Annotated in this window: 19 protein-coding genes; 4 read left to right on the plus strand and 15 right to left on the minus strand. The window is 62.6% G+C overall.

The features are described 5' to 3' along the window. Positions 1-66 precede the first annotated feature (66 nt). On the plus strand, positions 67-1074 hold the full coding sequence (locus ACX80N_RS16580; protein WP_459340251.1) for a LacI family DNA-binding transcriptional regulator: 1008 nt from the start codon (positions 67-69) through the stop codon (positions 1072-1074). A 306-nt stretch (positions 1075-1380) separates the two neighbouring features. Here ACX80N_RS16580 and ACX80N_RS16585 read toward each other — a convergent pair whose 3' ends face one another. Genes ACX80N_RS16585 through ACX80N_RS16605 form a run of 5 tightly spaced genes read right to left on the minus strand, consistent with a single transcriptional unit; the run spans position 1381 to position 6218 of the window. Beyond that, entirely contained in the window at positions 1381-2133 is a 753-nt protein-coding gene (locus ACX80N_RS16585) for an ATP-binding cassette domain-containing protein (RefSeq protein ID WP_459340252.1), read from the minus strand. Beyond that, positions 2126-3088, minus strand: a complete 963-nt coding sequence (locus ACX80N_RS16590; RefSeq protein ID WP_459340253.1) for a PfkB family carbohydrate kinase — start codon at positions 3086-3088, stop codon at positions 2126-2128. The genes ACX80N_RS16585 and ACX80N_RS16590 overlap by 8 nt, the downstream gene beginning before the upstream one ends. Next, positions 3064-4050 carry a sugar phosphate isomerase/epimerase family protein gene (locus ACX80N_RS16595; protein ID WP_459340254.1) on the minus strand — a complete coding sequence of 329 codons (987 nt, stop codon included), beginning with the start codon at positions 4048-4050 and terminating at the stop codon, positions 3064-3066. The genes ACX80N_RS16590 and ACX80N_RS16595 overlap by 25 nt, the downstream gene beginning before the upstream one ends. Beyond that, positions 4050-5069 (minus strand): ABC transporter permease, encoded by a 1020-nt coding sequence (locus ACX80N_RS16600; protein ID WP_459340255.1) that lies wholly within the window; start codon positions 5067-5069, stop codon positions 4050-4052. The genes ACX80N_RS16595 and ACX80N_RS16600 overlap by 1 nt, the downstream gene beginning before the upstream one ends. A 48-nt stretch (positions 5070-5117) precedes the next feature. Beyond that, a complete protein-coding gene (locus ACX80N_RS16605; RefSeq protein WP_459340256.1) occupies positions 5118-6218 on the minus strand; it encodes a sugar ABC transporter substrate-binding protein in 1101 nt (366 codons plus the stop codon). 303 nt (positions 6219-6521) lie between these two features. On the opposite strand from ACX80N_RS16605, the gene ACX80N_RS16610 reads away from it, so the two are divergent. Further along, entirely contained in the window at positions 6522-7523 is a 1002-nt protein-coding gene (locus ACX80N_RS16610) for a sugar-binding transcriptional regulator (RefSeq protein WP_459340257.1), read from the plus strand. Between the two features lie 19 nt (positions 7524-7542). Here ACX80N_RS16610 and ACX80N_RS16615 read toward each other — a convergent pair whose 3' ends face one another. The 7 genes from ACX80N_RS16615 to ACX80N_RS16645 all read right to left on the minus strand — a co-directional run bounded on the left by ACX80N_RS16615 (position 7543) and on the right by ACX80N_RS16645 (position 14932). Next, positions 7543-8571, minus strand: coding sequence for a hydroxyacid dehydrogenase (locus ACX80N_RS16615; RefSeq protein ID WP_459340258.1), 1029 nt, complete (start codon positions 8569-8571; stop codon positions 7543-7545). A 28-nt stretch (positions 8572-8599) separates the two neighbouring features. Continuing rightward, a complete protein-coding gene (locus ACX80N_RS16620) occupies positions 8600-9241 on the minus strand; it encodes an HAD family hydrolase (RefSeq protein WP_459340259.1) in 642 nt (213 codons plus the stop codon). 229 nt (positions 9242-9470) lie between these two features. Beyond that, positions 9471-9911 carry an RbsD/FucU family protein gene (locus ACX80N_RS16625; RefSeq protein WP_459340260.1) on the minus strand — a complete coding sequence of 147 codons (441 nt, stop codon included), beginning with the start codon at positions 9909-9911 and terminating at the stop codon, positions 9471-9473. A 111-nt stretch (positions 9912-10022) separates the two neighbouring features. Then, on the minus strand, positions 10023-10967 hold the full coding sequence (locus ACX80N_RS16630; protein WP_459340261.1) for an ABC transporter permease: 945 nt from the start codon (positions 10965-10967) through the stop codon (positions 10023-10025). A 130-nt stretch (positions 10968-11097) separates the two neighbouring features. Then, positions 11098-12711 carry a sugar ABC transporter ATP-binding protein gene (locus ACX80N_RS16635; RefSeq protein ID WP_459340262.1) on the minus strand — a complete coding sequence of 538 codons (1614 nt, stop codon included), beginning with the start codon at positions 12709-12711 and terminating at the stop codon, positions 11098-11100. Next, positions 12708-13748: a substrate-binding domain-containing protein gene (locus ACX80N_RS16640; protein WP_459340263.1), complete on the minus strand. Its 1041-nt coding sequence runs from the start codon at positions 13746-13748 to the stop codon at positions 12708-12710. Before ACX80N_RS16640 ends, ACX80N_RS16635 begins: the two co-directional genes overlap by 4 nt. A 236-nt stretch (positions 13749-13984) precedes the next feature. After that, positions 13985-14932 (minus strand): sugar phosphate isomerase/epimerase family protein, encoded by a 948-nt coding sequence (locus ACX80N_RS16645; RefSeq protein ID WP_459340264.1) that lies wholly within the window; start codon positions 14930-14932, stop codon positions 13985-13987. A 200-nt stretch (positions 14933-15132) separates the two neighbouring features. Here ACX80N_RS16645 and ACX80N_RS16650 point away from each other — a divergent pair, with 200 nt between their 5' ends. Both ACX80N_RS16650 and ACX80N_RS16655 read left to right on the plus strand, forming a co-directional pair. After that, complete coding sequence (locus ACX80N_RS16650) at positions 15133-16071, plus strand: ribokinase (protein WP_459340265.1); 939 nt, start codon at positions 15133-15135, stop codon at positions 16069-16071. A gap of 22 nt (positions 16072-16093) precedes the next feature. Continuing rightward, the gene (locus ACX80N_RS16655; RefSeq protein WP_459340266.1) at positions 16094-16888 is read left to right on the plus strand and encodes a DeoR/GlpR family DNA-binding transcription regulator; all 795 of its coding nucleotides are present in this window, start codon (positions 16094-16096) and stop codon (positions 16886-16888) included. A gap of 55 nt (positions 16889-16943) precedes the next feature. Here ACX80N_RS16655 and ACX80N_RS16660 read toward each other — a convergent pair whose 3' ends face one another. The 3 genes from ACX80N_RS16660 to ACX80N_RS16670 form a co-directional block, all read right to left on the minus strand. Continuing rightward, a complete protein-coding gene (locus tag ACX80N_RS16660; protein ID WP_459340267.1) occupies positions 16944-17924 on the minus strand; it encodes a Gfo/Idh/MocA family protein in 981 nt (326 codons plus the stop codon). Positions 17925-17996: 72 nt separating this feature from the next. Beyond that, complete coding sequence (locus tag ACX80N_RS16665) at positions 17997-19361, minus strand: Gfo/Idh/MocA family protein (RefSeq protein WP_459340268.1); 1365 nt, start codon at positions 19359-19361, stop codon at positions 17997-17999. Between the two features lie 108 nt (positions 19362-19469). After that, positions 19470-22385 carry a glycoside hydrolase family 2 TIM barrel-domain containing protein gene (locus ACX80N_RS16670; protein WP_459340269.1) on the minus strand — a complete coding sequence of 972 codons (2916 nt, stop codon included), beginning with the start codon at positions 22383-22385 and terminating at the stop codon, positions 19470-19472. Between the last annotated feature and the right edge of the window lie 61 nt (positions 22386-22446).

Here is a 22446-nt window from a genome sequence, read left to right on the forward strand (position 1 = left end):
AACCCTGATCGAGGTGCCGTGACAGCCGTCCATCCACCGAGCGATGCTTCCTCCGTCGCCCCCAGCATGAACGATGTCGCACGCCTCGCGGGCGTCTCGCTCGGCACAGTGTCGCACGTCCTCAATAAGCCGGAGATCGTGTCGGCGAAGACCATCGCGCGTGTTACCGCGGCGATCGACGAGCTCGGTTTCGTCCGCAATGATGCCGCGCGATCACTGGCCGCTGGTAGGAGCAACACGATCGGGCTGATCCTCACCGACGTGGGGAACTCCCTCTTCGTCGACATCGCCCGCGGAGCGGAGGGCGCTGCGAGCTCCACCGGAAGATCCCTGCTGCTCGCAAACAGCGATGTCACGTTCGAAAAGCAGGAGTCCTACCTCGACATCTTCGACGAGGCGCGCGTGGCAGGCATCATCCTCGCCCCGCTCGACGCAGGGCTCGACGGCGTGGACCGCGTGCGACGCCACGGACGCAACATCGTGCTCGTCAACTACGCCGGCGACCGGACCGACTGCTGCAGCGTAGTAGTCAACGAGGAGCACGGCGGTTATCTCGCCGCCCAGCACCTCATGGACATCGGCCGGACGCGCCTACTGTTCGCCGGCGGCCCCGAGGATCTGCACGCAGTCAACGCCCGACGCGAAGGGGCACGGCGAGCCGTGCGGGAACAGGGCGACGGCGTGAGCCTCGACGTGATCGTCAGCAGGAACCTGAAGAGCACCAGCGGGCGATCGATCGCGCGGGACCTGCTCGGCGCGGGTCCGCTGCCCGACGGGATCCTCGCCCCGGCCGACCAGCTAGCGGCCGGGCTCATCCACGAACTGACGGATGCCGGTATCTCCGTGCCGGAGGACGTCGCCGTCATCGGGTATGACAACAACCAGTTCGCCTCCGAGGCTGCCATCCCAATGTCCACCGTGAGCCAGCCTGGCCACGAGATGGGCGAGGAGGCCCTGCGACTGCTGATCGACGAGATCGACAACCCACGGACGCACGAACACCAGCGCATCACCCTGGAGCCAACACTGATCATCCGCAGAAGTACGATCGACCGGCGCGGTTCCGGCCCCTAATCTTCACCGAAGCTCGACCCCTACCTTGCCTCAGCTGAGCCCAACGCCAGCTGACGCAAGGAACGATCTAACAACAGGTCATCCACCTGCTGTCGGGTAGAACCCGAAGGACAGGGCTCAGAGCCGTCCACCTGTGGGTGACCCGTCTACCAAACGCCCCCTCCCCACACCATCGACATAATCAAGGTTATCGGCGGTCCAGCGTCTGTCCAGTTTGGGTATTTTCTCAGCACGTCTGCCTGGTTAAACCGGTGGATCACTTCAAGGTGTCGTCGATTGAAGCGATCCACCGGTGGAGCTCGTGAGTTATGCGGCGGAGATGTCCGCTCCGGTGAGGAGCGTGACCAGCTCGCGGCCTGTTGTCTCGGAGGCCTTACGGCTGGCAATGGCTCGTCCTTGGCGCATCACCCAAATGATGTCTGCGAGACCCATGACTTCCTCGAAGTTGTGGCTGATGAGGATGACGGTGATGCCCTGCTCGCGGAGCTGCGTAATGAGTCGGTGGACTTCGGCGCTTTCGTTCGGGCCGAGGGCTGCGGTGGGTTCGTCGAAGATCACGGTTTTGGCTCCCCAGGCGACGGCCCGGCAGATAGCGACGGCCTGCCGCTGCCCACCTGACATGCCGCCGATTTCCTGGGTGAGCGAGAGGGTGGTGTTGCCGATGCGGGCCAGCATCTCCTTCGCCCCGGCCTTCATTTTCTTCTGGTTGAGGAGCCTGAAAGGCCAGATTCCTGTCCGGATCTCGCGTGAGAGGTATAGGTTCTGCATGACGTTGAGGGTGTCGATGACCGCGAGGTCCTGGTAGACCGTCTCGATGCCGAGGTCGCGTGATGCCTGCGGTGAGGAAATGTCAGCTGGCTCCCCGTCGACGAGGATCTGGCCGGTGGTGGGCTGGTGGATGCCGGAGAGGCACTTGATGAGCGTGCTCTTGCCGGCACCGTTGTCACCGATGATTGCGGTGACCTGCCCGGCGGGGACCTGCATGGAAACCCCGCGGAGGGCGTGGACACCGCCAAAGTATTTCTGAACGTCGATGAGTTCGATCATGTTCTCAGCCATGAGTTGGTTCCGATGCTTTCAGGACAGGAGCGGGGTGCTCCGAGGTGAGTGTGAGGTGCTCCAGCTCCTGGCGGTCCGTACCAACCAGGTAGGAGGAGGACTTGCTGCAGACGATTCGCCCAGCCGCGTCGGCATAGGCCAGGGCTCCCGCCAAATCTCGTCCAGATGCGAGGCGGGCGACGAATGCGCCGAGGAACGTGTCTCCCGCGCCGATGGTATTGACGACCGTTGCAGGCGTTCCGTGGATTCGCCCGGTGCCGCCCACACCGTCGATGTAGGCAGCCCCGTCCGATCCCAGGGTGAGCACAGCGGCGAGGGATCCGGCGTCCTGCAATCCCTTGAGAAGCTGCTCCGGGGCGTTCTCGCCCGGCTGGTTGAGGACGAGCTGGGCTTCCTCCCGGTTGAGGACGACGACGTCCACAAGTGACAGGAGATCCCGCGCGCCGTCCTGAATCGGGGAAAGGTTCAGCACGACGGTGGTGCCGAGAGCCCGGAACCGCTGCGCCGCGTGACGCGTCGTGGCGAGGGGAACTTCGAAGTTGAGCACGACGTAGTCCGGAGCAGTCGTGTTCTCGAGGAAACGATCGACGTCCCCGGGGGCGAAGTTGCCATTCGCGCCCGGGATGACGACAGTGTCGTACTCCCCTGCTGCACTGACCCTGACGTGTCCGATGCCGGTACTGGCTTCCGGATCGACGATCAGGGAGCTGACGTCGATTCCGGCACTGGTGAGGGTCCGGGCGATGAAGGCGCCGAAGTCGTCCTCCCCCACCCTGCCAAGGAGCTGGACGGGGGCAAGGGCGGCGATGGTCATGGCCGTGTTGAGGCTTTTGCCTCCCGCGGACATCTGGAAACCGAGACCGTCGGCGTACCTGGTCGCGTCCTGGGCGTCACCCAGGTACGCGACCAGGTCCACGTTGATGGAGCCGGCTACACAGATACGGTGGTTTTCCACTTCTCCCCCATTACTGTCTCCCAGAGAATGGGAGCGGAATCCAAGGCGTGTCCTGTCGGCAGGTCCGGGTGGTCCCTGACGAGGTTGCGGGCCATCTCGATGATGGCACCCATGCGCACGATATTCATGGCGCACTCCTCGACAGGATTCTCGCGCACCGGGTCGGTATCGAAGTAGTACGTACCGGCGTAGCCCTCGCGGATGAGGTAGTAGGCGAGCTCGATGGTCTCGGAGAGGTGGATGCTGCCCACCATGAGCCCGTCGTCCGCCACACCGTGGGAATCGTTGAGCTGCAGCCCGAAGAGCTTGCCGGACTGCAGGCACATCGCGGCCGACTGCGCCGGGTTCTCCCGTGCCATCAGCAGGTGCCCGAAGTCCAGGGTCACGCCGACGTTCGGTCGGTCGGTGTCGTTGACGAGGTTCATGACGGCGCCGGTGGTGTTGAGGATGGTGCGTCCCCGCGGGTCGGCCGGCTTGTACTCGATGGAGACCCGGATGGCCGGGTTGTGGTCGGCGACGGCCCGGAGGCTTTCGACCATCCATGCCCAGGACTTCGTGTAGTCCATCTGCAGGGGGTACTCGTAGCCGTCGTGGGCGGGCCAGAGCAGCACGTGGTCGGCGCCGAAGGATGCACAGAGGTCGATGGCCTCGATGACCATCTGGACCGCTTCGGCGCGGATCTCGGCGTCCGCGTTGGTGAAGGCGCCGTTCGAGAAACGTGGTGAGGGCCAACGGAGCTGGAGGGCGGGTACGTCCAGTCCGGCCTTTTCGACGGCGTTCTTGATGTCCTCGACCGAGTCGTGCTGGAAGTGCTCGGGGTAGTTCAGCTCGAGCGAGGTGAGGCCCGGCACGGTGCCGGCTAGGGCGATGAGCTCCAGGATCGGCTCATCCCCCGTGGGCAGCTTCTTTCCCTTGCCGAGGGCGAAGGAGTTGACGCGGGTGGAGTACTTGACGGAGGACATTAGCGCTTCGCTTTCGATCGGGATGCAGCACGGTCCACGAGGACCGCGAGGAGGATGATGAGGCCGGTGATGAGGAGCTGGAAGAACGGGTTGACGTTGAGCAATGTGAGGCCGGTCCGGATGGAACCCAGGAGCAGGGCTCCGAGGACCGTTCCCACGATCGAGGCGCGGCCACCCATGAGGCTGGTGCCGCCCACGACGACGGCGGCGATGACCGTGAGCTCATAACCGGTGCCGGAGATCGGTTCGGCTGCGCCGATGCGGCTGATCAACAAGACCGCAGCGAATCCGGCCAGCCCGCCGGCGATGACGAAGGCGGAGACCTTGGTGCGCTTGACGGCGATGCCGCTCTTCAGCGACGCGTCGGCGTTGGTGCCGACGGCCTTGAGGTGGACCCCGAGCTTGGAGCGGTTGAGGATCAGGTAGCAGATGACTGTGATGGCCACCAGCAGGATGATCGGGATGGGAATGGTGCCGATCGTTCCGCTGAGGATGTTCCGGAAGCTTTGGTCGAGGCCGAAGATCGGCAGCCCGTCGGTGTAAAGGAACGCCAGTCCGCGGTACACGTTCAAGGTCGCCAGAGTGACCACGAAGGACTCGAGGGAGAACACCGCCGAGAGGCTGCCGTTGACGAACCCGAGCACAGCGCCGAGCAGGATGCCGGCGATGATCGTCGGGATAGCCCCCCAGGTGTCGAGGTTCGCGGCGCAGATGACGCTGACGAGGCCGACGATGGATCCGACCGAGAGGTCGATCCCACCCGTGACGATCACGAGGGTCATGCCGAGCGCGATGATCGCGATGATGGCCGACTGCACGCCCATCTCGAGGAGGTTGGAGATGCTGAGGAAGGACGGCACGAGGGCCGTGAAGACGGCGAAGGTGATGATCAGGGCGAAGATGACGCCCAGGATCCTGTTGTTGGCGAAGTCGGGGAGCCGGGACGCCTTCCTCGTCGGGGCCGCTGCACCGCGGCCGGCCTGCACTGCAGGCGTTGGTTCTTTGATGGGGAGTGTCACGCCAAGGAACTTTCTGCTGGAATTTTGGCAGGGTCTGCGATGGGCACGTCAGTCGAGCGTGGGGGGTGCGTCGTCGACGTTCTCGCTGGTGATGAGTGCCTGCGGCGTGTAGACGGCGCGGGGGACGTCCTGTCCGCCGAGGATCCGCAGGGCGACGTTCACGGACACCTGGCCCGTGAGGTACGGGTAGGAGTCGACCGTCGCGGTCAGGTCGCCGGCGCGGATCGCGTCGTACGCGGCTTCGACGCCATCGGTGCCGATCACCATGATCTCGCCCTTCTTGCCGGCAGCGTTGACTGCCTCGGCAACACCGAGGGCCATGCCGTCGTTGTTGGCGTAGATCGCCTGGAGATCCGGGTACTGGCTGATGATCGTGGTGGCGGCGTCGCGTGCTTTTGCGATGTCCCAGTCACCCGGGACGCTGGCGACGACCTCGAGGCCGCCCTCTTCGGCGGTCGTGGTGAAGCCATCGGTGCGCTGCTTGGCGGCGTAGACCCCGGCCTGACCTTCGATGACGGCGACCTGTGCGCCCTCGTCCGCGGATTCGAGGACGAATTCCGCGGCGTTCACGCCGTTCTGCCGCTGGTTCGGGCCGACCCACTGCTTGGCGCCGGGCAGGACGGCGTCGTTGACGTTCACGACCAGGAGGTCCTGCTGCTCGGCCTTCTCCACGGCCGGGCAGAGGTTGGTATCCGTCTGCGGCGAGACGAGCATCGTGTACTTCTTCTGCAGCATGGTCTCCGCTGAATTCAGTTGTCCGACCTGGTCGGACTCGGTCGCTGCGGCCTGGACCTCCACCTCCACGCCGTACTGCTCGGCGGCGGCGGTCTGTCCCTCGGACAGGGCTACCCAGTACTGGTTGCCGAGGAACTTCATGATGGACCCGATCTGGGTTCCCTCGGCGGGTTCGGGAACCGCCCCGAGCGTGCTCTCGAGTTCGGTGTACTCGACGCTGTCCTCGGCATCGTCGGTGCTGAACGGCTCACCGTCGACGGAACAGGAGGTTCCTTCCGCGGCCCCCGCACTGGAGCCCCCTCCGGAGGAGGTGGGAGCAGCCGCTCCACAACCGGACAGGACGAACGAGAAGGCGAGGATCGAGAGGACCCCGGCGAGCTTCGGTGCAGGTGATGCTGTCTTCGTTGACTTCATTTTCTCTCCCTGGGACGGGTTGATCAGTCGAGAAAATTCCTTCCGGAACTTCGGCGCTGAAGTTGATCTGGTGCTTGGAGTCTAGGAGCCTGCGAAGCCCAAAAAAGGGCTGGAGGACGATCTCCTGTAACAATTAGTCGTGCCTGAATATCCATTCAGAGGGCTTGTGAGGGTGCTGTTACACGTGATGCAAGTAACACCCGGCACCGTGGCGGAATACCGTCTCGTCCCTGGTAAACAGGGCAAAATCGAGCCTGAATATATATTCAGCGGACCTGCAGACCCTTCGGAAGGAAGTGCTGTATGACACCCCCGAACGACCCCGTATCGCTCTTGACGGCGAGCCCGGACCAGTTGCGTTTACTGACGAAGATCGCAGTCCTTTATCACGAGGAGGGGCTTGCGCAGTCCGACATTTCTGGTCGGTTAAACCTCTCCCAGGCCAGGGTGTCGCGCTGCCTGAAGCTCGCCGCAGATCTTGGCATCGTCCGTACGTCCGTGGTGCAGCCGCCAGGCATTTACGTCGGTCTGGAGAAGGCCCTGGAGGAGAAGTACGGGTTGCAGGAAGTCGTCGTCGCGGACATGGTGGACGACGCCTCCCTGGGGATGCGGTTGGGGTCCTGCGCAGCCACCTACCTGGAGACGACAATCGAGGTCGACGACGTCGTCGGCATCTCCAACTGGAGCACAACGCTGCTGCAGACCGTGGAGGCGATGAGGTCCCGGCCCCGCAAGGTCCTCAGCGAAGTGATCCAGATGATCGGAGGCGTAGGTAGCCCGCAGGCGCAGATCCAGGCGACGCGCCTGGTGTCGCATCTTGCCGAGCTGACATCCGCCAAGCCGTTCTACATGGCCGCCCCAGGTTTGGTCGCCAACCACGAGATCCGTCAGGCATTCCTTGCTGATCCCGCTGTTGCCAGCACCGCGGAGGCCTGGGACCGGGTCAACACCTCACTGGTCGGGATCGGCACGTTCCCCGCGTCACCGTTATGGCAGGCCAGCGGCAATGCCCTGACCACAACCGAGGAAAAAGCGCTCCTGGATTCCGGGGCGGTCGGAGAGATCTGTCTGCGCTACTTCGACATCGACGGAGCACCCATGAACTCAGCGATCGAAGAGCGGATGGTGTCCATCAGCTCCGAGGCGATGCTCCGCATACCCCGCCGGATCGGCGTCGCCGGTGGAATGCGCAAGCTCGATGCCATCCGTGGAGCGATCAACGGCGGCTGGGTGAACGTCCTCATCACCGACTCCGAGGTCGCCCGCCAACTCCTCGAGCCCCCGCGCCTGCGTCCCAAGAGATAGACAGAGCGTGTCGGCTCGGTCAGGTGACCGGTTTGTTGCGGTACCGGCCCACCAGTTCCGGTGCCGCTGCCTGCAGGCGCACCGGTGCGAGCCCCCGCGCCATGAGGCTCAGGTCATCGACGACCATGTCCCCGATCGATTCGAAGGCCTGGGTGATTCCTCCTGCGCGATGGGGAGACAGGACCGTGTTCTCGAGACGCCTGAAGGGGCTGTCCGCGGGTACTGGTTCTATCGGCCAGACGTCGATGGCCGCGAGGAATCGGCCTGCGATGAGCCGCTCAAGCAGCGCATCGTAATCAACAACCGCAGCTCGGCTCACCAGAATCAGCCGTGCACCCGGCGGTAGCAGGTCCAGGGCCGGACCGTCGAGGAGGTGAGCGCTGTCCGCAGTAGCCGTCGCGAAGACATAGACGAACTGGCTTGCGGACAGCGTTTCTTCCAGGCTCGAGGCGATTCCTCCGGTGTCCTCGATGACCGCTGCCGGCAGCCACGGATCATAGATGCGAAGGGTGTTGTGAAAAGGCTGCAGGAGACGGTGCAGGCTCCGTCCCAGGTTCCCGTACCCAAGGATCCCGACCGTGGCCCGGTGCAGGAGAACCGCACCGGTGTTCGACTCGCTGACATACTTCTCAGCTCCTGTGCGCATGGCGCCGTCCTGATGGCTGATACCCCGGGCGAGGTCGATGGCCAGTCCTAGTGAGTACTCGGCCACCGCCTGGGAGTAAGCCGATCCGCACCCCAGCACCCGAACGCCTCGGGAGAAAGCGGCGGCGTAATCGACGTTGGGGAAGAAGTTCCCTTCCACGTTGATGAGCGCCTTCAACCGACTCGCCCGGGACAACCGTTCTGCGTCGAGGTCGGGCTGCCCGATAATCGCGAAAGCCTCTGGAAGGTACTCGTCGAAGACCTCATCATCGGAGGAGTCCTCCAGGTCGATGACAGTGAACACGTCATGAAGTGCAGTCAACGCGGCAGGAGTGAAGATGCGGTCGCGCTTCTGGGGAGCAGGCCGAAGCAGCACCACGGGCTTGGTGGGCAGAGCGGTCATCATGGTCCTCGATCTGGTCGGTGTGATTTCAAAGGTGCGTTCTGATGTCCGCCTCGAGTGCGGCACGACGGTTGTAGGAATGTCGCACGCTGACGGTGAAAGCTCCTAGTTCCCTGCCGAGGGCCAAGTAGGCATCGCTGTCTTCCAGAACGACACACGGAGGGACACACAGAACTCGGAAAATCGTTTCCTTATCGCGGCCCGGCTTTCTCCGTGCGACCTCCACGAAGGACCCGAGGTTCCACCTAGCGAGTAGGGCTGCTATAAGGTCGGGATCCCCGTTGGAGACGACGACCTGCTCGGATGCGACGGAAGCAAGCGCCGGCATCAGCGTGGCCGCGAGCCACGAAGGTTGAAGGTGACTTAGAGCCAATTGCGCGACGACCTCACCTCGTTCCCGGTGCAGAGCCGCTATCTCATCCAACGCGGCCGGAAACCCTTCGGCGATCAATCGTTCCCAGATCCACTGCTCCGTATGCCCAACCAGGGCATCGAAGAAGTCGACCACGAAGAAATATCCCCGCCGCTGGCCCAGCTCCCGATAGCTGGCTTCGTGCAACGGCTCAGTATGGCCAACTACCCCATCGAAGTCCCAGATGATGCGCGCTCCCCCGGCCTCCTGCATGAGCCGCTCGGTAAAGACCGTCCGATCAGTCTCGTCGTTGGGCATGGGTTCCTTCCGCGTTGTCAGGACTAAAAAGTCGTGGGCCCTTGTCCATCGGTCACCTTATGCGCATCTCATCCGCTTCCGGCATGGTGCACTCAACAGGTGTTTTCGGCTGTTCGCGCAGATAGGAGGGTCGCCGCATGTATTTTGTGGCCTCAATGTGGCCGAAGCGAGGTTGTTCGAGCCGCCAACATCTCGTGGAGCTACTGTTTCCGGCATAGCAGGTAGAGCGTTAGATGACGCCTTTTCGTAGGATGAAGCAGCCGTAGGGTCCGGGGTCTGATGTGCGGACGACGGCAAAGGCGCGTTGGGCGGTGGCGTAGAAGTCGAAGCGTTCGAGGGCTTCAACGGTTACTGATCGTCTTTCCGCTTGGTCGATGACGGTTTGGAGACGCTCGTGCACCGGCATGAGCTGCTCGGGGTTGTCGACGACTTTCATGCGTTTGACGGGCGCGGGCACGAACGTGTCGAGCGGCATCAGGGTTAGGATAGCCTCCACTGCGCGTGGTATGTCGCACCCTGTCATGTTGACCACGGTGCCAAAGGTGGTGTGCTTGGCGATCGTGGCGGCGGGATGGTTGACGTCGCAGACGAGAAGGTCGTCCCCGTGGCCCATAGACATGAGCACCATGAGCAGTTCGGCGGAAATCGCGCGGTCTATTCCTTTAAGCATTGCCGTCCTTCTGGTCGTGTGTCCGGGAACCTGTAGCCGCCTCAGCGGACGTGGCGGAGGCGGCTACATGGTGTCGGTGATCGGGTTGCTGGCCGTCGGGCTGCCGTGAGGTCAGGCTCGGGCTGCGGCTCGCGCGTTCAGCTGGTCGAAGGCGACGGCTACGAGGATGAGGAGGCCGATCGCGATCTGGAGGTAGAACGAGTTGACGGCGAGGAGGTTGCCACCGTTGTTCAGCACGCCGATGAGCACGGCGCCGCATGCGACGCCGAGGGCGCTGCCGCGGGCTCCGGAAAGGCTTGCTCCGCCGATGACACACGCGGCGATCGCTTGGAGTTCGAACCCGGTTCCCGCCGTCGGTACGCCAGCTCCGAGGCGTGAGGTCAGCAGGACGCCGCCTACGGCGAAGAGCAACCCGGCGATGGTGTACACGGCGACGGTCACGAGGGTGACCGGGACTCCGGCGAGGCGTGCGGCCTCGGGGTTTGAACCCACGGCGTACACGTAGCGGCCGAACACTGTGCGCTTGAGGACGAACGCCGCGATGGCGGTGATGGCCACGAACAGGATCAACAGGTTGGGTATGCCGAGGACCGAGCCATTGGCGATGGTGAGGAAGCCCTCCGGCAGTCCCTGGATCGTGTTGGCGTCGGTAATCACCAGAACGATGCCGCGGGCGACGCCGAGCATACCCAGCGTCGCGATGAAGGGCGGTAGCTTCAACCGGGTGATGAGCAGACCGTTGGCGAGGCCCAGGACGGCGCCGACGAGGACGCCGACGAGCAGGGCAGGCACGATCGGCATCCCGGCGACGAGCAGTTGGGCTGTGACTGCACCGGCAAGGCCGAGAATGGATCCGACGGAGAGGTCGATGCCGGCGGTGAGGATGATCAGGAGCTGTCCGATGGCCAGGATCCCGAAGATCGATACCTGACGGGCAAGGTTGGCGAGATTGTTGCCGGTAAGGAAATCGTCGCTGGCAAGGGTCAGGGCACCGAAGACGACCAGCAACACGACGAGTACCCCGCTCTCGCGGCCCGCGATGCTGCCCAGGGTCACCACTCGGGACTTAGGTCGCGCACCAGCACCAGCTGCACTTTCCCCACCCGTGCCGTTCCCTGCCGGGCCTGCGTCGTCGGGGCGCGCTGTCTTGATGACAGCGGTTTCGATGGGTTCACGCCACATTAGCTTAGGCATTGGGTGCTCTTTCGATGTTCTGTGGGATGGCCGGGTTCAGTCGAGGGTCGTGTACCAGTGGCGGGATGCCGTGCAGGTGATCCGGGTGCGGCTCCTGGACGGTGCCGCCACTGGCGAGGCGGAGAACGTCTTCTTCGGAGGCGTCGCCGTCGAGCTCACCGGCGATAGCTTCTTCCCGTAGGACTAGGACCCGGTCCGCGAGGCCGAGTAGCTCGGGCAGGTAGGACGAGACGACGATGACCGCCAGGCCCTGCCGCGCGAGGTCGTTGATGACGTCGTACAACTCGCCCTTGGCGCCGACGTCGATGCCTTTGGTGGGCTCGTCGAACATGATTACCTTGGGTTTGGTGAGGAGCCATCGCGCCAGCAACACCTTCTGCTGGTTACCCCCCGAGAGGGTGGAGACGGGCTGATCATAGGAACCGGCCCGCAGGCGAAGGCTGTCCAGCAGCGCATCTGCCTCAGCGGCCTGGGATTTGGCCGGCAGCAGCCCTTTCCGGGACCCGGAGCGCAGGCTTGCCACGGTGACGTTCTCCCGGATCGACAGTTCCGGTAGCAGCCCGAGGACCTTGCGGTCTTCGGTTAGCAGCGCGACTCCGGCATTCATCATGGTGCGGGGGCTGTCCGGGGTGACGACCTCACCGTCGACCCTGATTTCACCCTCCGCGATGGGTTCAGAGCCGAAGATGCTCAACAGCAGTTCGCTGCGCCCGGAGCCCAGAAGTCCTCCGATGCCAAGGATCTCCCCGCCCCGGGCTTCGAGATCCACCGGCGGACTGTCGGCTGTCCGCCGCAGGCCCTGCACGGTGAGGCGGGCAGCACCGGTGTTGCGGGATTCATCCGGGTAGAGCGAGGACACCTCGCGGCCGACCATCGCGTTGATCAGCGTGCCCTCGGTGTAGTTGCTCATCGGTCCGCTTTGCGAAACGGCTCCGTCGCGCAGGATCGTGACCCAGTCACCGATTGCGAACATCTCCTCGAGGCGGTGGGTGACGTAAAGGATCGCCACGCCTTGCTCGCGGAACCGGCGGATCTGATCGAGAAGACGATCCGATTCCGCCTCCGTCAGTGCGGTGGTCGGTTCGTCGAAGACGATGACCTTGACCTCGGCGGCCGTGATGACCTTTGCGATCTCCACCAGCTGCTTCGTAGCGGCGGGCAGGCGCTCGACGATGACATCGGGGCTCACATCATCCAGGCCCAGCCCATCCAGAACGGTGCGGCAGCGGCTGCGAAGATCGCCTGCCCGGACGACCCCGGAACGGGACGGGAGCCTGCCCATGAACATGTTCTCGCCCACCGACAGGTGCGGCAGAAGGCTCAACTCCTGGTATACCGCCTGGACCCCCGCGGTGCGAAGTGCGGCTGGTGTGGCGGTCGTGACCGGTTGGCCTTCGATGTCGAAGTCGCCGCTGTCGCGGTGCAGGGCTCCGGTGAGGATCTTGATCAGGGTCGACTTCCCGGCGCCGTTCTCTCCCGCCAGGCAGTGCACCTGACCGGGGACAAGTTTCAGGGAGACGTTGCTGAGGGCCTGAACCGGGCCGAATGCCTTGGATACATCGTCGAGCTCGAGGACCGCCTGGCCATCAGGCTGGACGATGGTCATTCGCTGACTTCCGCTGTCTGCGGTTCGAGCAGCGACTTGATCTCGGGAGTTTCCATGTTGTCCCGGTCTGCCAGGGCGACACCCGGATCGAGAGCGGCCGGAGGAATGCGACCCTGAGTGGACATTGCGGCTTCGACGACTCCCTGATAGCCAAGGAACCAGGGGTTCTGAACCACCAGTGCATCGATCGTGCCAGCCGCCAGTGCGGCATTCTCGGCCGGGTCGGAGTCGAAAGCGACGACGGCAATCCGGTCGGCGGCGTCGTTGTCAGCGATCGCCGTTGCAGCGCCGACCCCGGAGCTGTTGTTGTCCGCGAAGACTCCGACCAGATCCGGGTTCGCCGAGATGGCGTCATTGACCTGGGCTGCGGCGGTGCCGATGTCGTTGTTGTTGTAGCTTTGCAGCTCCGAGTTGATGTCCGGGCAGCCTTCAGCCAACCCGGCCCGGAAGCCGGCGTCGCGATCCTGGTTGGCTTCGATGCCGGCGATCGGCGCCTCGACCAGTACTTTGCCTGTGGTGTTTCCCTGCTCGGTGAGCAGGTCGCACATGCGCTGGCCGGCAACGGTGCCGGCCAGGATGTTGTTGGTACCGATGTGTCCCTCGATGTCCGCGGTCACCCGGGTATCGGCGGTGATTACCTTGATACCGGCTTCGCGGGCAGCGTCGATAGAGGCATTCAGCGCTTCACTGGAACTCGGAGCGATCAGGATCGCGTCGACTCCTCGGGACACGGAATTCTCGACAAGCTGCACCTGCCCGGCGATGTCCGTCTCGGACGTCGGCCCGAAACTGGAGACATCGATGCCGTAGTCAGCCGAAGCTGCTTCGGAACCCGCGAGCAGGGTCTGCCAGTACGCGGAATCGCTGGCCCGGATGATGACATCCACCCTCACGCCCGCAGCAGCACCGGCATCACCGCCGCCGCCGGATGAAGCATTCGACTCGGTCGCCCGACCACCGACGACCCCGGCCACCAGGGCCACCAGGGCTATCGCCAGTACGAGGGACAGAGAGAAAACCGTTCTTGATCGCGCCATTGCGTCTCCACCTAATGATCGGGGCATGCCGTCATGCCACTAGTCATGGGATTTGTTGTCTTTATTGGTCGTGCTGGCTCTCGCGGTGCGCGGAGCGTGCAGTCCTGAGGTCACCTTGCTGTCAGGGCCTCTAAGACACTGCGTTGTTGCTTGGTATGGATGGTGTCCGGGCCGGCCCGGGACGTGAGGCCCCGGGCCGGCGGTGGCAGGGTTTTGCCCTGCGCACGAAATCCTGCCTACGAGACCCGGCTCAGGAGAGCTGCGCTCAGAAGCTCGTTGCGCAGGCGCTGGGACTCGATGCCGTCGGCCTTCTCGATGACGCTTGTGATGTGGTCGACTCCGACGGCCTTGACCTTCTCGACGAGGAGCTTCACGGTCTCAAGGTTCGCCAGCGCTTCGGCTTCGGCCTCTTCCCTGATGGGGAAGGTGTCGAAGTAGATGACGCCGTCGTAGTCGTAGCGCAGCAGGTAGTAGATGAACTCGGCGGTCTCGAACGGGTGGATCGAGCCGATCATGAGTCCGTCGTCGTGTGCGTTGTTGCCGTCATTGAGGTGGACACCCCACAGCTTGTCCTCGGCGAGGAGCAGGGCGGCACCGAATCCGGGTGCATCTCCGGCCATCAGCATGTGGGCGAAGTCCAGCGTAGCCCCGACATTAGGTCGGTCGATCTGCCGCAGGATGTGCATCGTCGATCCGAGGCTGCGGATCATCGAGTGAACGCGTTCCTCGTAGGGCTTGTACTCGATGCTGAGGCGGACGGCGGGGTTGTAGTCGGCGAGTTCCTGGAAGGCCTCGACGATGCGTGCCTGATCGGCGACGTAGTCCTTCTGGAACGTGTAGTCGAAGCCATCGAAACCGAGCCAGACGGTTACGAGGTCGCTGCCGCCGGCGACGGCCGCATCGATACCACGCTTGGTGAGCTCGATGGCTTCGCGGCGGACTGCTTCGTCACGGTTGCTGTACTCGCCCTGCGCGAAATCCTTGCGGAAACGCATGGCGACGCTGTTGAGCGTCAGCCCGAGCTCATCGAGAAGCCCCTTCATGGCCGTCGGCTCGAGGTCGACGAAATGTTCGGGGTAATTGAGGTCGACGTAGTCGATGCCATCGATGGCAGCGACCCGTCGGATAGCGGCTTCGGCGCCGGTGCCGGCGTTGAACGAGTTGAGTCGAATGGCGAACTTCATGACCGAAACGATACGCACGATGACCACCATGGTCAAGACTTCCCAAAAAATGTCACAAAAGCCGCCGTAGCTCTGACCAACGTAGCCATAATGGGCATCGTTGACGCTATTCGTCATGACCCCGTACGCTCGTTTTAACGATCCGTGCACTACATCACGTGCGCCTTCACAGGGCGCTTCACGTCGACGCGAAGGAGCAGATGACGGTGGGAAGCATCCTGGTCATCGGGAGCATCAATTACGACTACTTACTGACCCAGGACCGCCTGCCGCGGCGCGGCGAGACGTTCCCTGCGTCCTCCATGAAGGGGGCGTTCGGTGGTAAGGGTGCCAATCAGGCGGTCCAGGCGGCCAGGCTCGGCGCCGAGGTCCAATTCCTCGGGGCGGTGGGTTCCGACGATACCGGCCGTCAGAGCCGCGCCAACCTTGAGGCGCACGATATCCAGGCAATCCTCCGCGATTCATCCTTTGGTACCGGAGCTGCCGTCGTACACATCACGGGTGCCGGCGAGGTCTATGCAACCATCTTCGACGGCGCGAACGGGTCAGTCGATGCGGAGTTCGTGACGCGGCACCGAACCAGCATCACGGAAGCCGAGATGCTGATCCTCCAGAACGAGATTCCATCCGAAGCCAATGCCTGCGCTATCCGCCTCGCTCACGAGGCGGGAGTACCTGTGATCTACAACGCCGCACCGGCCCGCGAGATCCCACAGTCGGTGTCCCGCCTCTGCACCTGGTTCGTCGTCAACGAAGACGAGGCCTCGTTCTACCTGCATCGGCCACTCGGTGACTCCGCCGACGTCGACCTGATGAAGGTCGCTGCGCAGGACCTCCGTGGCTACGGACAAGGAGTAATCCTCACCCTGGGCAGTCGCGGTAGCGTCGTAGCCACCGACCAGGGGTCAGAATTTGTTCCTGCCGAGCCAGTGCAGGCGGTGGACACAACTGGAGCGGGTGACTCGTTCGTCGGGGCGTTCGCGGTCGCCTTGCTCGAAGGGAGACCAGTAAGTGTTGCAGCGTCAGCCGCCACACTCGTCGCCTCTCTCACAGTGATGGGCGTGGGTGCGCAAGCGAGCATGCCGAGATGGAAGGATTTACCGAATGAAAGCGTATTCACGTCATCAGCTGATTCTTGACAAGATCGGCGACAGCGATGCAGTGTCCATCGACGAGCTGATCGCCGCAACCGGAGCGTCCCCATCGACCGTCCGCCGTGATATCCGCGTCCTGGAGGAGGCGGGCCAGGTCGTCAGCCTGCGCGGCGGAGCCGTTCGACGTGACCACCGGTTCATCGAACTCCCCGCAGCCGCCAAGTCACTACTGAACCAGCCAGAAAAGGCGTCCATCGCGCGGGCAGCAGCGAGTCTGGTCGAGGACGGCGACACCATCTACCTCGATTCCGGCACCACGGCTACCAGCATGCTCGAGCACCTCCAAGGCACCCGCGTCCACGTGATCACATCCAACACGCAAGTCTTCTCCGGCCCGATCAGTCCGACGATCGACATCACCGTGCTCGGCGGCGACTACCTGCCCGACCTCGGCTCGATCGTCGGCGCGCTCACCGACCGCATGCTCAACGACCTCTTCTTCGACAAAGCCTTCATCGGCACCAACGGCATCAGCCGGTCAGCCGGCATCACAACCTTCGACATCCGGGAAGCCAACAAGAAAAGACTCGCCCACGAACACAGCCAGAAAACGTTCGTCCTCGCCGACAGCAGCAAACTCGGCCAAGTCTCCCTCTGCCGAGCCTTCGATCTCATCGACGCCACCGTCATCACCGAGAAATACGCAGAGGTCCTCCAGGGAGCACAGGACTTCATACTGGCCCCAGTTTCGAGCTTCCACGACGAAGAAAATCCGCAGGTACCAGCAGCGCCTCCAATCGAGACCGCCGACGAGAGACCCGACAACGCTTTCTTAGCAAGGCAGTCCGTGGCATCTGGATGACTGAGTTCGGCTCTCAACACCCCGTTCATTGATTGCCTACCCGTAAGCCAATCGGTCACGGTGAAGGCAACACCATGCATTCAGCGATCGCCAATTCGTCATCGTTCAATCGCGCGGGTATGAAGTCGTTGGTGAACACCCACTCAGTGCCGGCCGTGATGCCTCGCAGGAAGAAGCCCTCGAGGTTGCCGCCCTGCCCCGCCGCCACACGACGGAGGGAGGTCAATACTGGTGTTCGGTAATCGGCGAGATAACGCACATCGAGATCGTTGATCTCCCCGCGGTCTCCCCTGACAAGCAGTCGATTCGCCCTGATCCAGGAAAAGTATTGCTGGGCCGCGAAGTCGTAGACGCCGAGGCGGTCACCATAGTCGAACCGGGCAGAGACTTGTTCGGCGGTGGTGACGACTTCCTGCTGCGGATCTCCTAGCCGGCTCGGCCCCTGCACCAGTGGCGATTTGAATGTCGACGCGGTAATCGTGACGTCGTCAAAGCCCACGCCCAGAGCCCGGCGCATAATGCTCACTCCGTGGTAGTCGTGGCACTGAGCGACCAACACCTGACCGATCCGGCCCAGACGCCCGGACCCGGCGACCTGCAGTTGAGCACGCAGGAGCGGGGACAGATGGTACTGCTCCGCGACCTGAATGACGGCTCCCCGGCGCACCAGGTCGTACAGCCTTGTGAGCGCCTCGAGGTCCGGTCCAGGAGGCGTTTCCGTGAGCACCGGAACCCGGAGTTCGGTAAGGCGCTGGATGGTCTGTGGTGCGGCTTCGCGCGGTACGGAGACGACGACGAAGGACGGGGACGTAACAGTTACCAGGTCTTCGACCGAGGCGAAGGGCCGAACACCCCATCTGTCTTCCATGTGACGACCGGTGTCCTCGCTTCGGGCGACAAGGCCAGTCACGTGGAAGCGCTCAGGTAGTTCCCGCGCAATACGAAGGAAGAACTCGCTCCTCCACCCACTTCCGATGACGCCGAAGCGAATAGGGGTGCCTGCGTCGAGTTGAGGACCTACTGCTGATGGTTTCACCGGAACTCTTCCTTCTAGGGAGTCCTATCCACTTGATGACGTAGTCAACTCAACGTAACTATTCGTCGACGACTAGAGCGTATGGGGCGACTCAAAAGGTGCGTTTAGGTCGATGCCTAGTTCGAGGGTACGGATGTCGACTGCCCGCCCCGACTCGAGCGAAGCGTTACCTGCGATGCCAACAGCAATCGAGCGCACACCGTCGCGCCATGTGGCTGGCCGGCCTAGTGGATCAATCCGTAAATTTGTGAAGAGGTGGGACATGAGCAGATCGTCGCCGCCTCCGTGTCCGGCGGTGTTGTGACCGTTCAAAGGCACCTCATATGCCGCCTCCCAGTGGGGTTGCACGACGAGGTGTTCACCGACCTGGCGAGCTGGCGTGCTACCTGTGACATCAACCGTCGCGCTCGGGCCCAGAACACGCGAGGTGCTTGTGAGGACGGCCGCCCGTTCCACAACATCAAGTTCCACCCGTCCTTTCGTTCCGGTGATTGAGACGCGGTAACCCTCCCATGGACTGTAGGCGATGAGCGAGTAGGTCAGACTCGCACCTCGCGTGTAATTCACGACAGCTGAGAGCGTGTCCTCAATTGAAATTTCTCCATCGAACACGTCGCGATCCCGTAGGTAACCGTCCTCATGCTCGGCATCAAGGTACAAGTGGGTGAGCCGAGGGTCTTCGCGAAGGTCAAGTTGAAAGGCATCGGTCATCCCGTCGTGCGTTCCCCGTTCCGGCCGGCCGTGCAGCCCCCGCTGAGCGGCATTGGTGGAGCCGTAGAATCGGAGACCTCCGGTGGCGTACACACGACTCGGAGAGTCTGCCAGCCACCAGTTGACAAGGTCGAAGTGGTGGGAAGCTTTGTGGATGAGCAGCCCGCCGGAGTTGCTTTTGTCACGGTGCCAACGCCGGAAGTAATCTGCGCCGTGCGCAGTATCTAACACCCATTCGAAGTGCACCGCAGTGACCTCTCCAATGGTGCCGTCCTGCACTACCTGCTTAAGTGCCGTATTCCGAGGTGAATACCGATAGTTGAAAGTGACCGTTACGTTTCGGCCGGTCTCCTCTACTGCACGCGCGATCTGCGCCGACATCTCGGCGGAGGTTGTGAGCGGTTTTTCCACGATGACGTCTGCGCCAGCGCGCAGGGCGATAACGATGTAGTGCGCATGGAGCGCATCCGGTGTGGTAACGATGACGCGATCAATCTTGTGTCGCGCGATGGTGTCGGCCATGTCGCTGGGAGAGGCCAGGATGACGCGGACCCCATGGACAGAGGCTCGGCGTGCATAGTAGGTCGCCCGCGTTGCGTTTGTATCAAGGACAGCGACAAGCTCGGCTTCTGATGCATGCTCACCGAGGATCGCGTCGACATAAACCTCCGCGCGGTGACCGGTTCCCACGATGGCATACCGTATACGTTGATTGTCGCCAGTCACCTGATTACTCCTGACATTGATGAGATGGGTGGGTCGATGGATGCGCAAGCCATGACGCCGCCTTGGGCCTCGAGTGCAGTCGGTTCGTCCTAGCGCATACCGACGGAACTACCATTGGCCAGGACGCAGATGTAAACGGAACGTCTTGGTCCCCTGACGTGGAAGGTATTGCGGCAGAACTCCGGGACCGCACGAGGCTGACCCGAGACCGTACTGCTCGAGGTCAAGATTCAGCCACACCTTGTCACCTGCAATGAGGTCCGTCGGATGAGTTGCGGCGTCCAGCTGTTCACTGGTCCAGCGTCGGGCAGTGAAGCTGAAATCGGGAGCTCCAACCACTGTCAGAACAGGTTGTGCGCCACGGACCAGCGTTAGGCGTCGAACCTCTGAACGATTGCCGTTTTCTTGCGGCATTACGTAGGGGCTTTGAAGATCGTCGACGCTGGCCTGGTATGAGCCGATGAGTTGTGAGCGGAAGGAGTCGGCGTACGTTTCCCCCGGTCCGCGTCCGAACCAGGACACTGCGTCGACCGACGCAGGCAGTCCGCACCGGATCCCAAGCCGAGGAAGAGCTACACTCCAGTCCCCTACTGGCGTCGTCGTCAGTTCTAGACTCAGTCCGTCCGTGTCTGCTGTCCAGGTCCACACCGAGCGAACAGCGAGGTCGCTCGCTGCTGCGGCGGTTCGGACCGTCACGACGAGTGAGTTATCCCCCCACACCAAATCCTCGACACGGTCCTGCATTCGGTCGAGTCCGTGAGCGCGCCAGTCAGGCAGGGTCGCCGGCCCCCACCAACCGTTGTCGTTATCGATAGGCGCCCTCCACAGGTCCAGATGCGGTGGTACGAGTGGCATACCGCCAAGTTCTATCAAGCGGCCCCGCCCATCGAAACGGCCTGGGCCAATGAAGGGGTTGCGAGACGGCAGGGCATCACCGCGTGCTTTCACTGACGAGCGTGTGAGCCTCCATTGACCAGTTGCGACCTCGTGACCGGCATGTGCCCATCTGCAGTCCTCTGCCAGTGCAGCACGGACGGTCAGCCAAAGATCGTCGTCGTCGGCCGTCGGATGTGGCACGGTAAGAGCCGCCGTGGATCCGGGAGCAAGGTTAGGCATTTTCAACTCGCCCGCTGCAGCTATCCCTTTGATGCCCTCGACCGTCCAGGTCAGGTGGAAATGATCAGTTCCACCGTGGTCTTGGCGATTGGTAATACTGAGTTTCCCGTCCTGTGCCTGCAGATCGAACTCGAGCGGCTGGAACGCATGTTTGAACTCATGCAAGCCTGCCGATGGTCTGCGGTCCGGAAAGATGAGGCCGTCTGCTACGAAATTCCGGTCGTGGAGTTCTTCGCCAAAGTCACCGCCGTAACCAAAATACTCATGTCCCTCCGCATTGCGGGTGCGCAGGCCATGGTCGATCCATTCCCAGACGAAGCCACCCTGGCACCGCTCATGGCGATTGAAAAGCTGAGCGTATTCCGTGAGCCCACCGGGTCCGTTGCCCATTGCATGGGCGTACTCGCTCAGGATGAAGGGTTGATTACGGCGACGGGCATCGAGTGCGGGATCGTCCAGTGCTGCTTCTTCGCGGCGGCCGAGGACATCTACCTCCTCATGGGTGAGGTACATGCGGCTGTAAATGTCAGCATGTGCGCTGGTCCAGTCACGTTCGTAATGGATCAGACGGGTCGGATCGAGACGGCGGGCCTCCTCGGCCATCGCTGGGATGTTCGAGCCTGGTCCGCACTCGTTGCCCAAGGACCACAAAATGATGCTTGGATGGTTGCGGTCACGAAGAACTGTGCGCCGCATGCGCTCGACAAGGGCAGCGTTCCAGCGCGGGTCATCTACGGGGTTGTCCCCCATTCCCCCGCCCCAGTCATCGAGCACAAAGCCGTGAGTCTCGAAGTCGCACTCGTCAATAACCCATAGTCCGTACTCATCGCAGAGGTCAAGAAAATGCGGATGAGGCGGATAGTGGCTCGTACGAACAGCGTTGACGTTGTGCCGTTTCATGAGCAGCACATCAGCGAGCATCGTTGCCCGATCCAAAGCGCGTCCGTTGTCAGGGTCGAACTCGTGGCGATTGACACCCCGAAAGACGATGCGTCGTCCATTGACCTGCAGAATACCGTCGACCACCTCGACCCGCCGGAAGCCTACGCGGATATCAATGGTTTCGGACTCTGTCTCGACCGTGCCGGGGTACAGATGGGGGTTTTCGGCCGACCATGGAGTAACGGAGGGAACCGTGGTTCGCACACCAGTGGCCGTATCAATTCCAAGGTCGGGAATGCGTAGGCGTGCGGAAACGTCCGATTCGACCAGGAGGTACCCGGTACCGGTAGCGGCGTCGAAGTCTGCCTCGATCCGGTGGTCATTGATGCACCCGGCGGGGCGTAGTTCAAGTGTCACCGGACGGAAGATTCCTGACAGCCACCACATGTCCTGATCCTCGAGGTAGCTGTTCGACGACCATTGCAGCACTCGCACCGCGATGATGTTCGAGGCTCCTGGGACGAGCGCACGGGTGACATCGAACTCATTAGTGAGGCGACTACCGCTTGTCGAGCCTATGTATTCGCCATTGACCCAGAGCTGGCCGAACGAATCGACGCCATCGAAACGGAGAACAGCACGACCCGACATCCAACTCTCGGGGACGTCGATGACGTGAACATAATCGCCGGTCGGATTGTCATCGGGAACGTGCGGCGGGTTGACGGGAAACGGATACTTCTGGTTCGTGTAGATCGGGGCTCCGTGGCCCCGTAGTTGCCAGTGCGATGGCACCTGGATCTGGTCCCAGTCAGCCACGCCTTCCCCCGTGACGAAGTCGGTGGGCGTTTCGGGGCTTGGTGAATACCGGAATGACCAAGGGCCGTCCAGCAAAATCTCTGGTGCGTTGGAGCGGGTTGAAGCCCGGGCAGGGAGCCGACCTAACGCCGTTTCATAGGCCGTCGGCAAGGTGATCTGGTGGCGCACGCGGGTGGCTGTCACTTGGTTGCTTTCTCGTGGATCCATGAGCTCTTCGTCCGACAACATCGCACGTGGATGAAGTCTCCCGATTAATGAGGTGATTTGG

This window comes from Arthrobacter sp. MDT2-16 (assembly GCF_054510925.1).

Coding starts and splice junctions, on each gene's coding strand:
- ACX80N_RS16580 (WP_459340251.1), top strand. CDS start 67: ATGAACGATGTCGCACGCCTCGCGGGCGTCTCGCTCGGCACAGTGTCG.
- ACX80N_RS16585 (WP_459340252.1), bottom strand. CDS start 2,133: ATGGCTGAGAACATGATCGAACTCATCGACGTTCAGAAATACTTTGGC.
- ACX80N_RS16595 (WP_459340254.1), bottom strand. CDS start 4,050: ATGTCCTCCGTCAAGTACTCCACCCGCGTCAACTCCTTCGCCCTCGGC.
- ACX80N_RS16605 (WP_459340256.1), bottom strand. CDS start 6,218: ATGAAGTCAACGAAGACAGCATCACCTGCACCGAAGCTCGCCGGGGTC.
- ACX80N_RS16610 (WP_459340257.1), top strand. CDS start 6,522: ATGACACCCCCGAACGACCCCGTATCGCTCTTGACGGCGAGCCCGGAC.
- ACX80N_RS16615 (WP_459340258.1), bottom strand. CDS start 8,571: ATGACCGCTCTGCCCACCAAGCCCGTGGTGCTGCTTCGGCCTGCTCCC.
- ACX80N_RS16620 (WP_459340259.1), bottom strand. CDS start 9,241: ATGCCCAACGACGAGACTGATCGGACGGTCTTTACCGAGCGGCTCATG.
- ACX80N_RS16625 (WP_459340260.1), bottom strand. CDS start 9,911: ATGCTTAAAGGAATAGACCGCGCGATTTCCGCCGAACTGCTCATGGTG.
- ACX80N_RS16635 (WP_459340262.1), bottom strand. CDS start 12,711: ATGACCATCGTCCAGCCTGATGGCCAGGCGGTCCTCGAGCTCGACGAT.
- ACX80N_RS16640 (WP_459340263.1), bottom strand. CDS start 13,748: ATGGCGCGATCAAGAACGGTTTTCTCTCTGTCCCTCGTACTGGCGATA.
- ACX80N_RS16645 (WP_459340264.1), bottom strand. CDS start 14,932: ATGAAGTTCGCCATTCGACTCAACTCGTTCAACGCCGGCACCGGCGCC.
- ACX80N_RS16650 (WP_459340265.1), top strand. CDS start 15,133: ATGACGGTGGGAAGCATCCTGGTCATCGGGAGCATCAATTACGACTAC.
- ACX80N_RS16670 (WP_459340269.1), bottom strand. CDS start 22,385: ATGGATCCACGAGAAAGCAACCAAGTGACAGCCACCCGCGTGCGCCAC.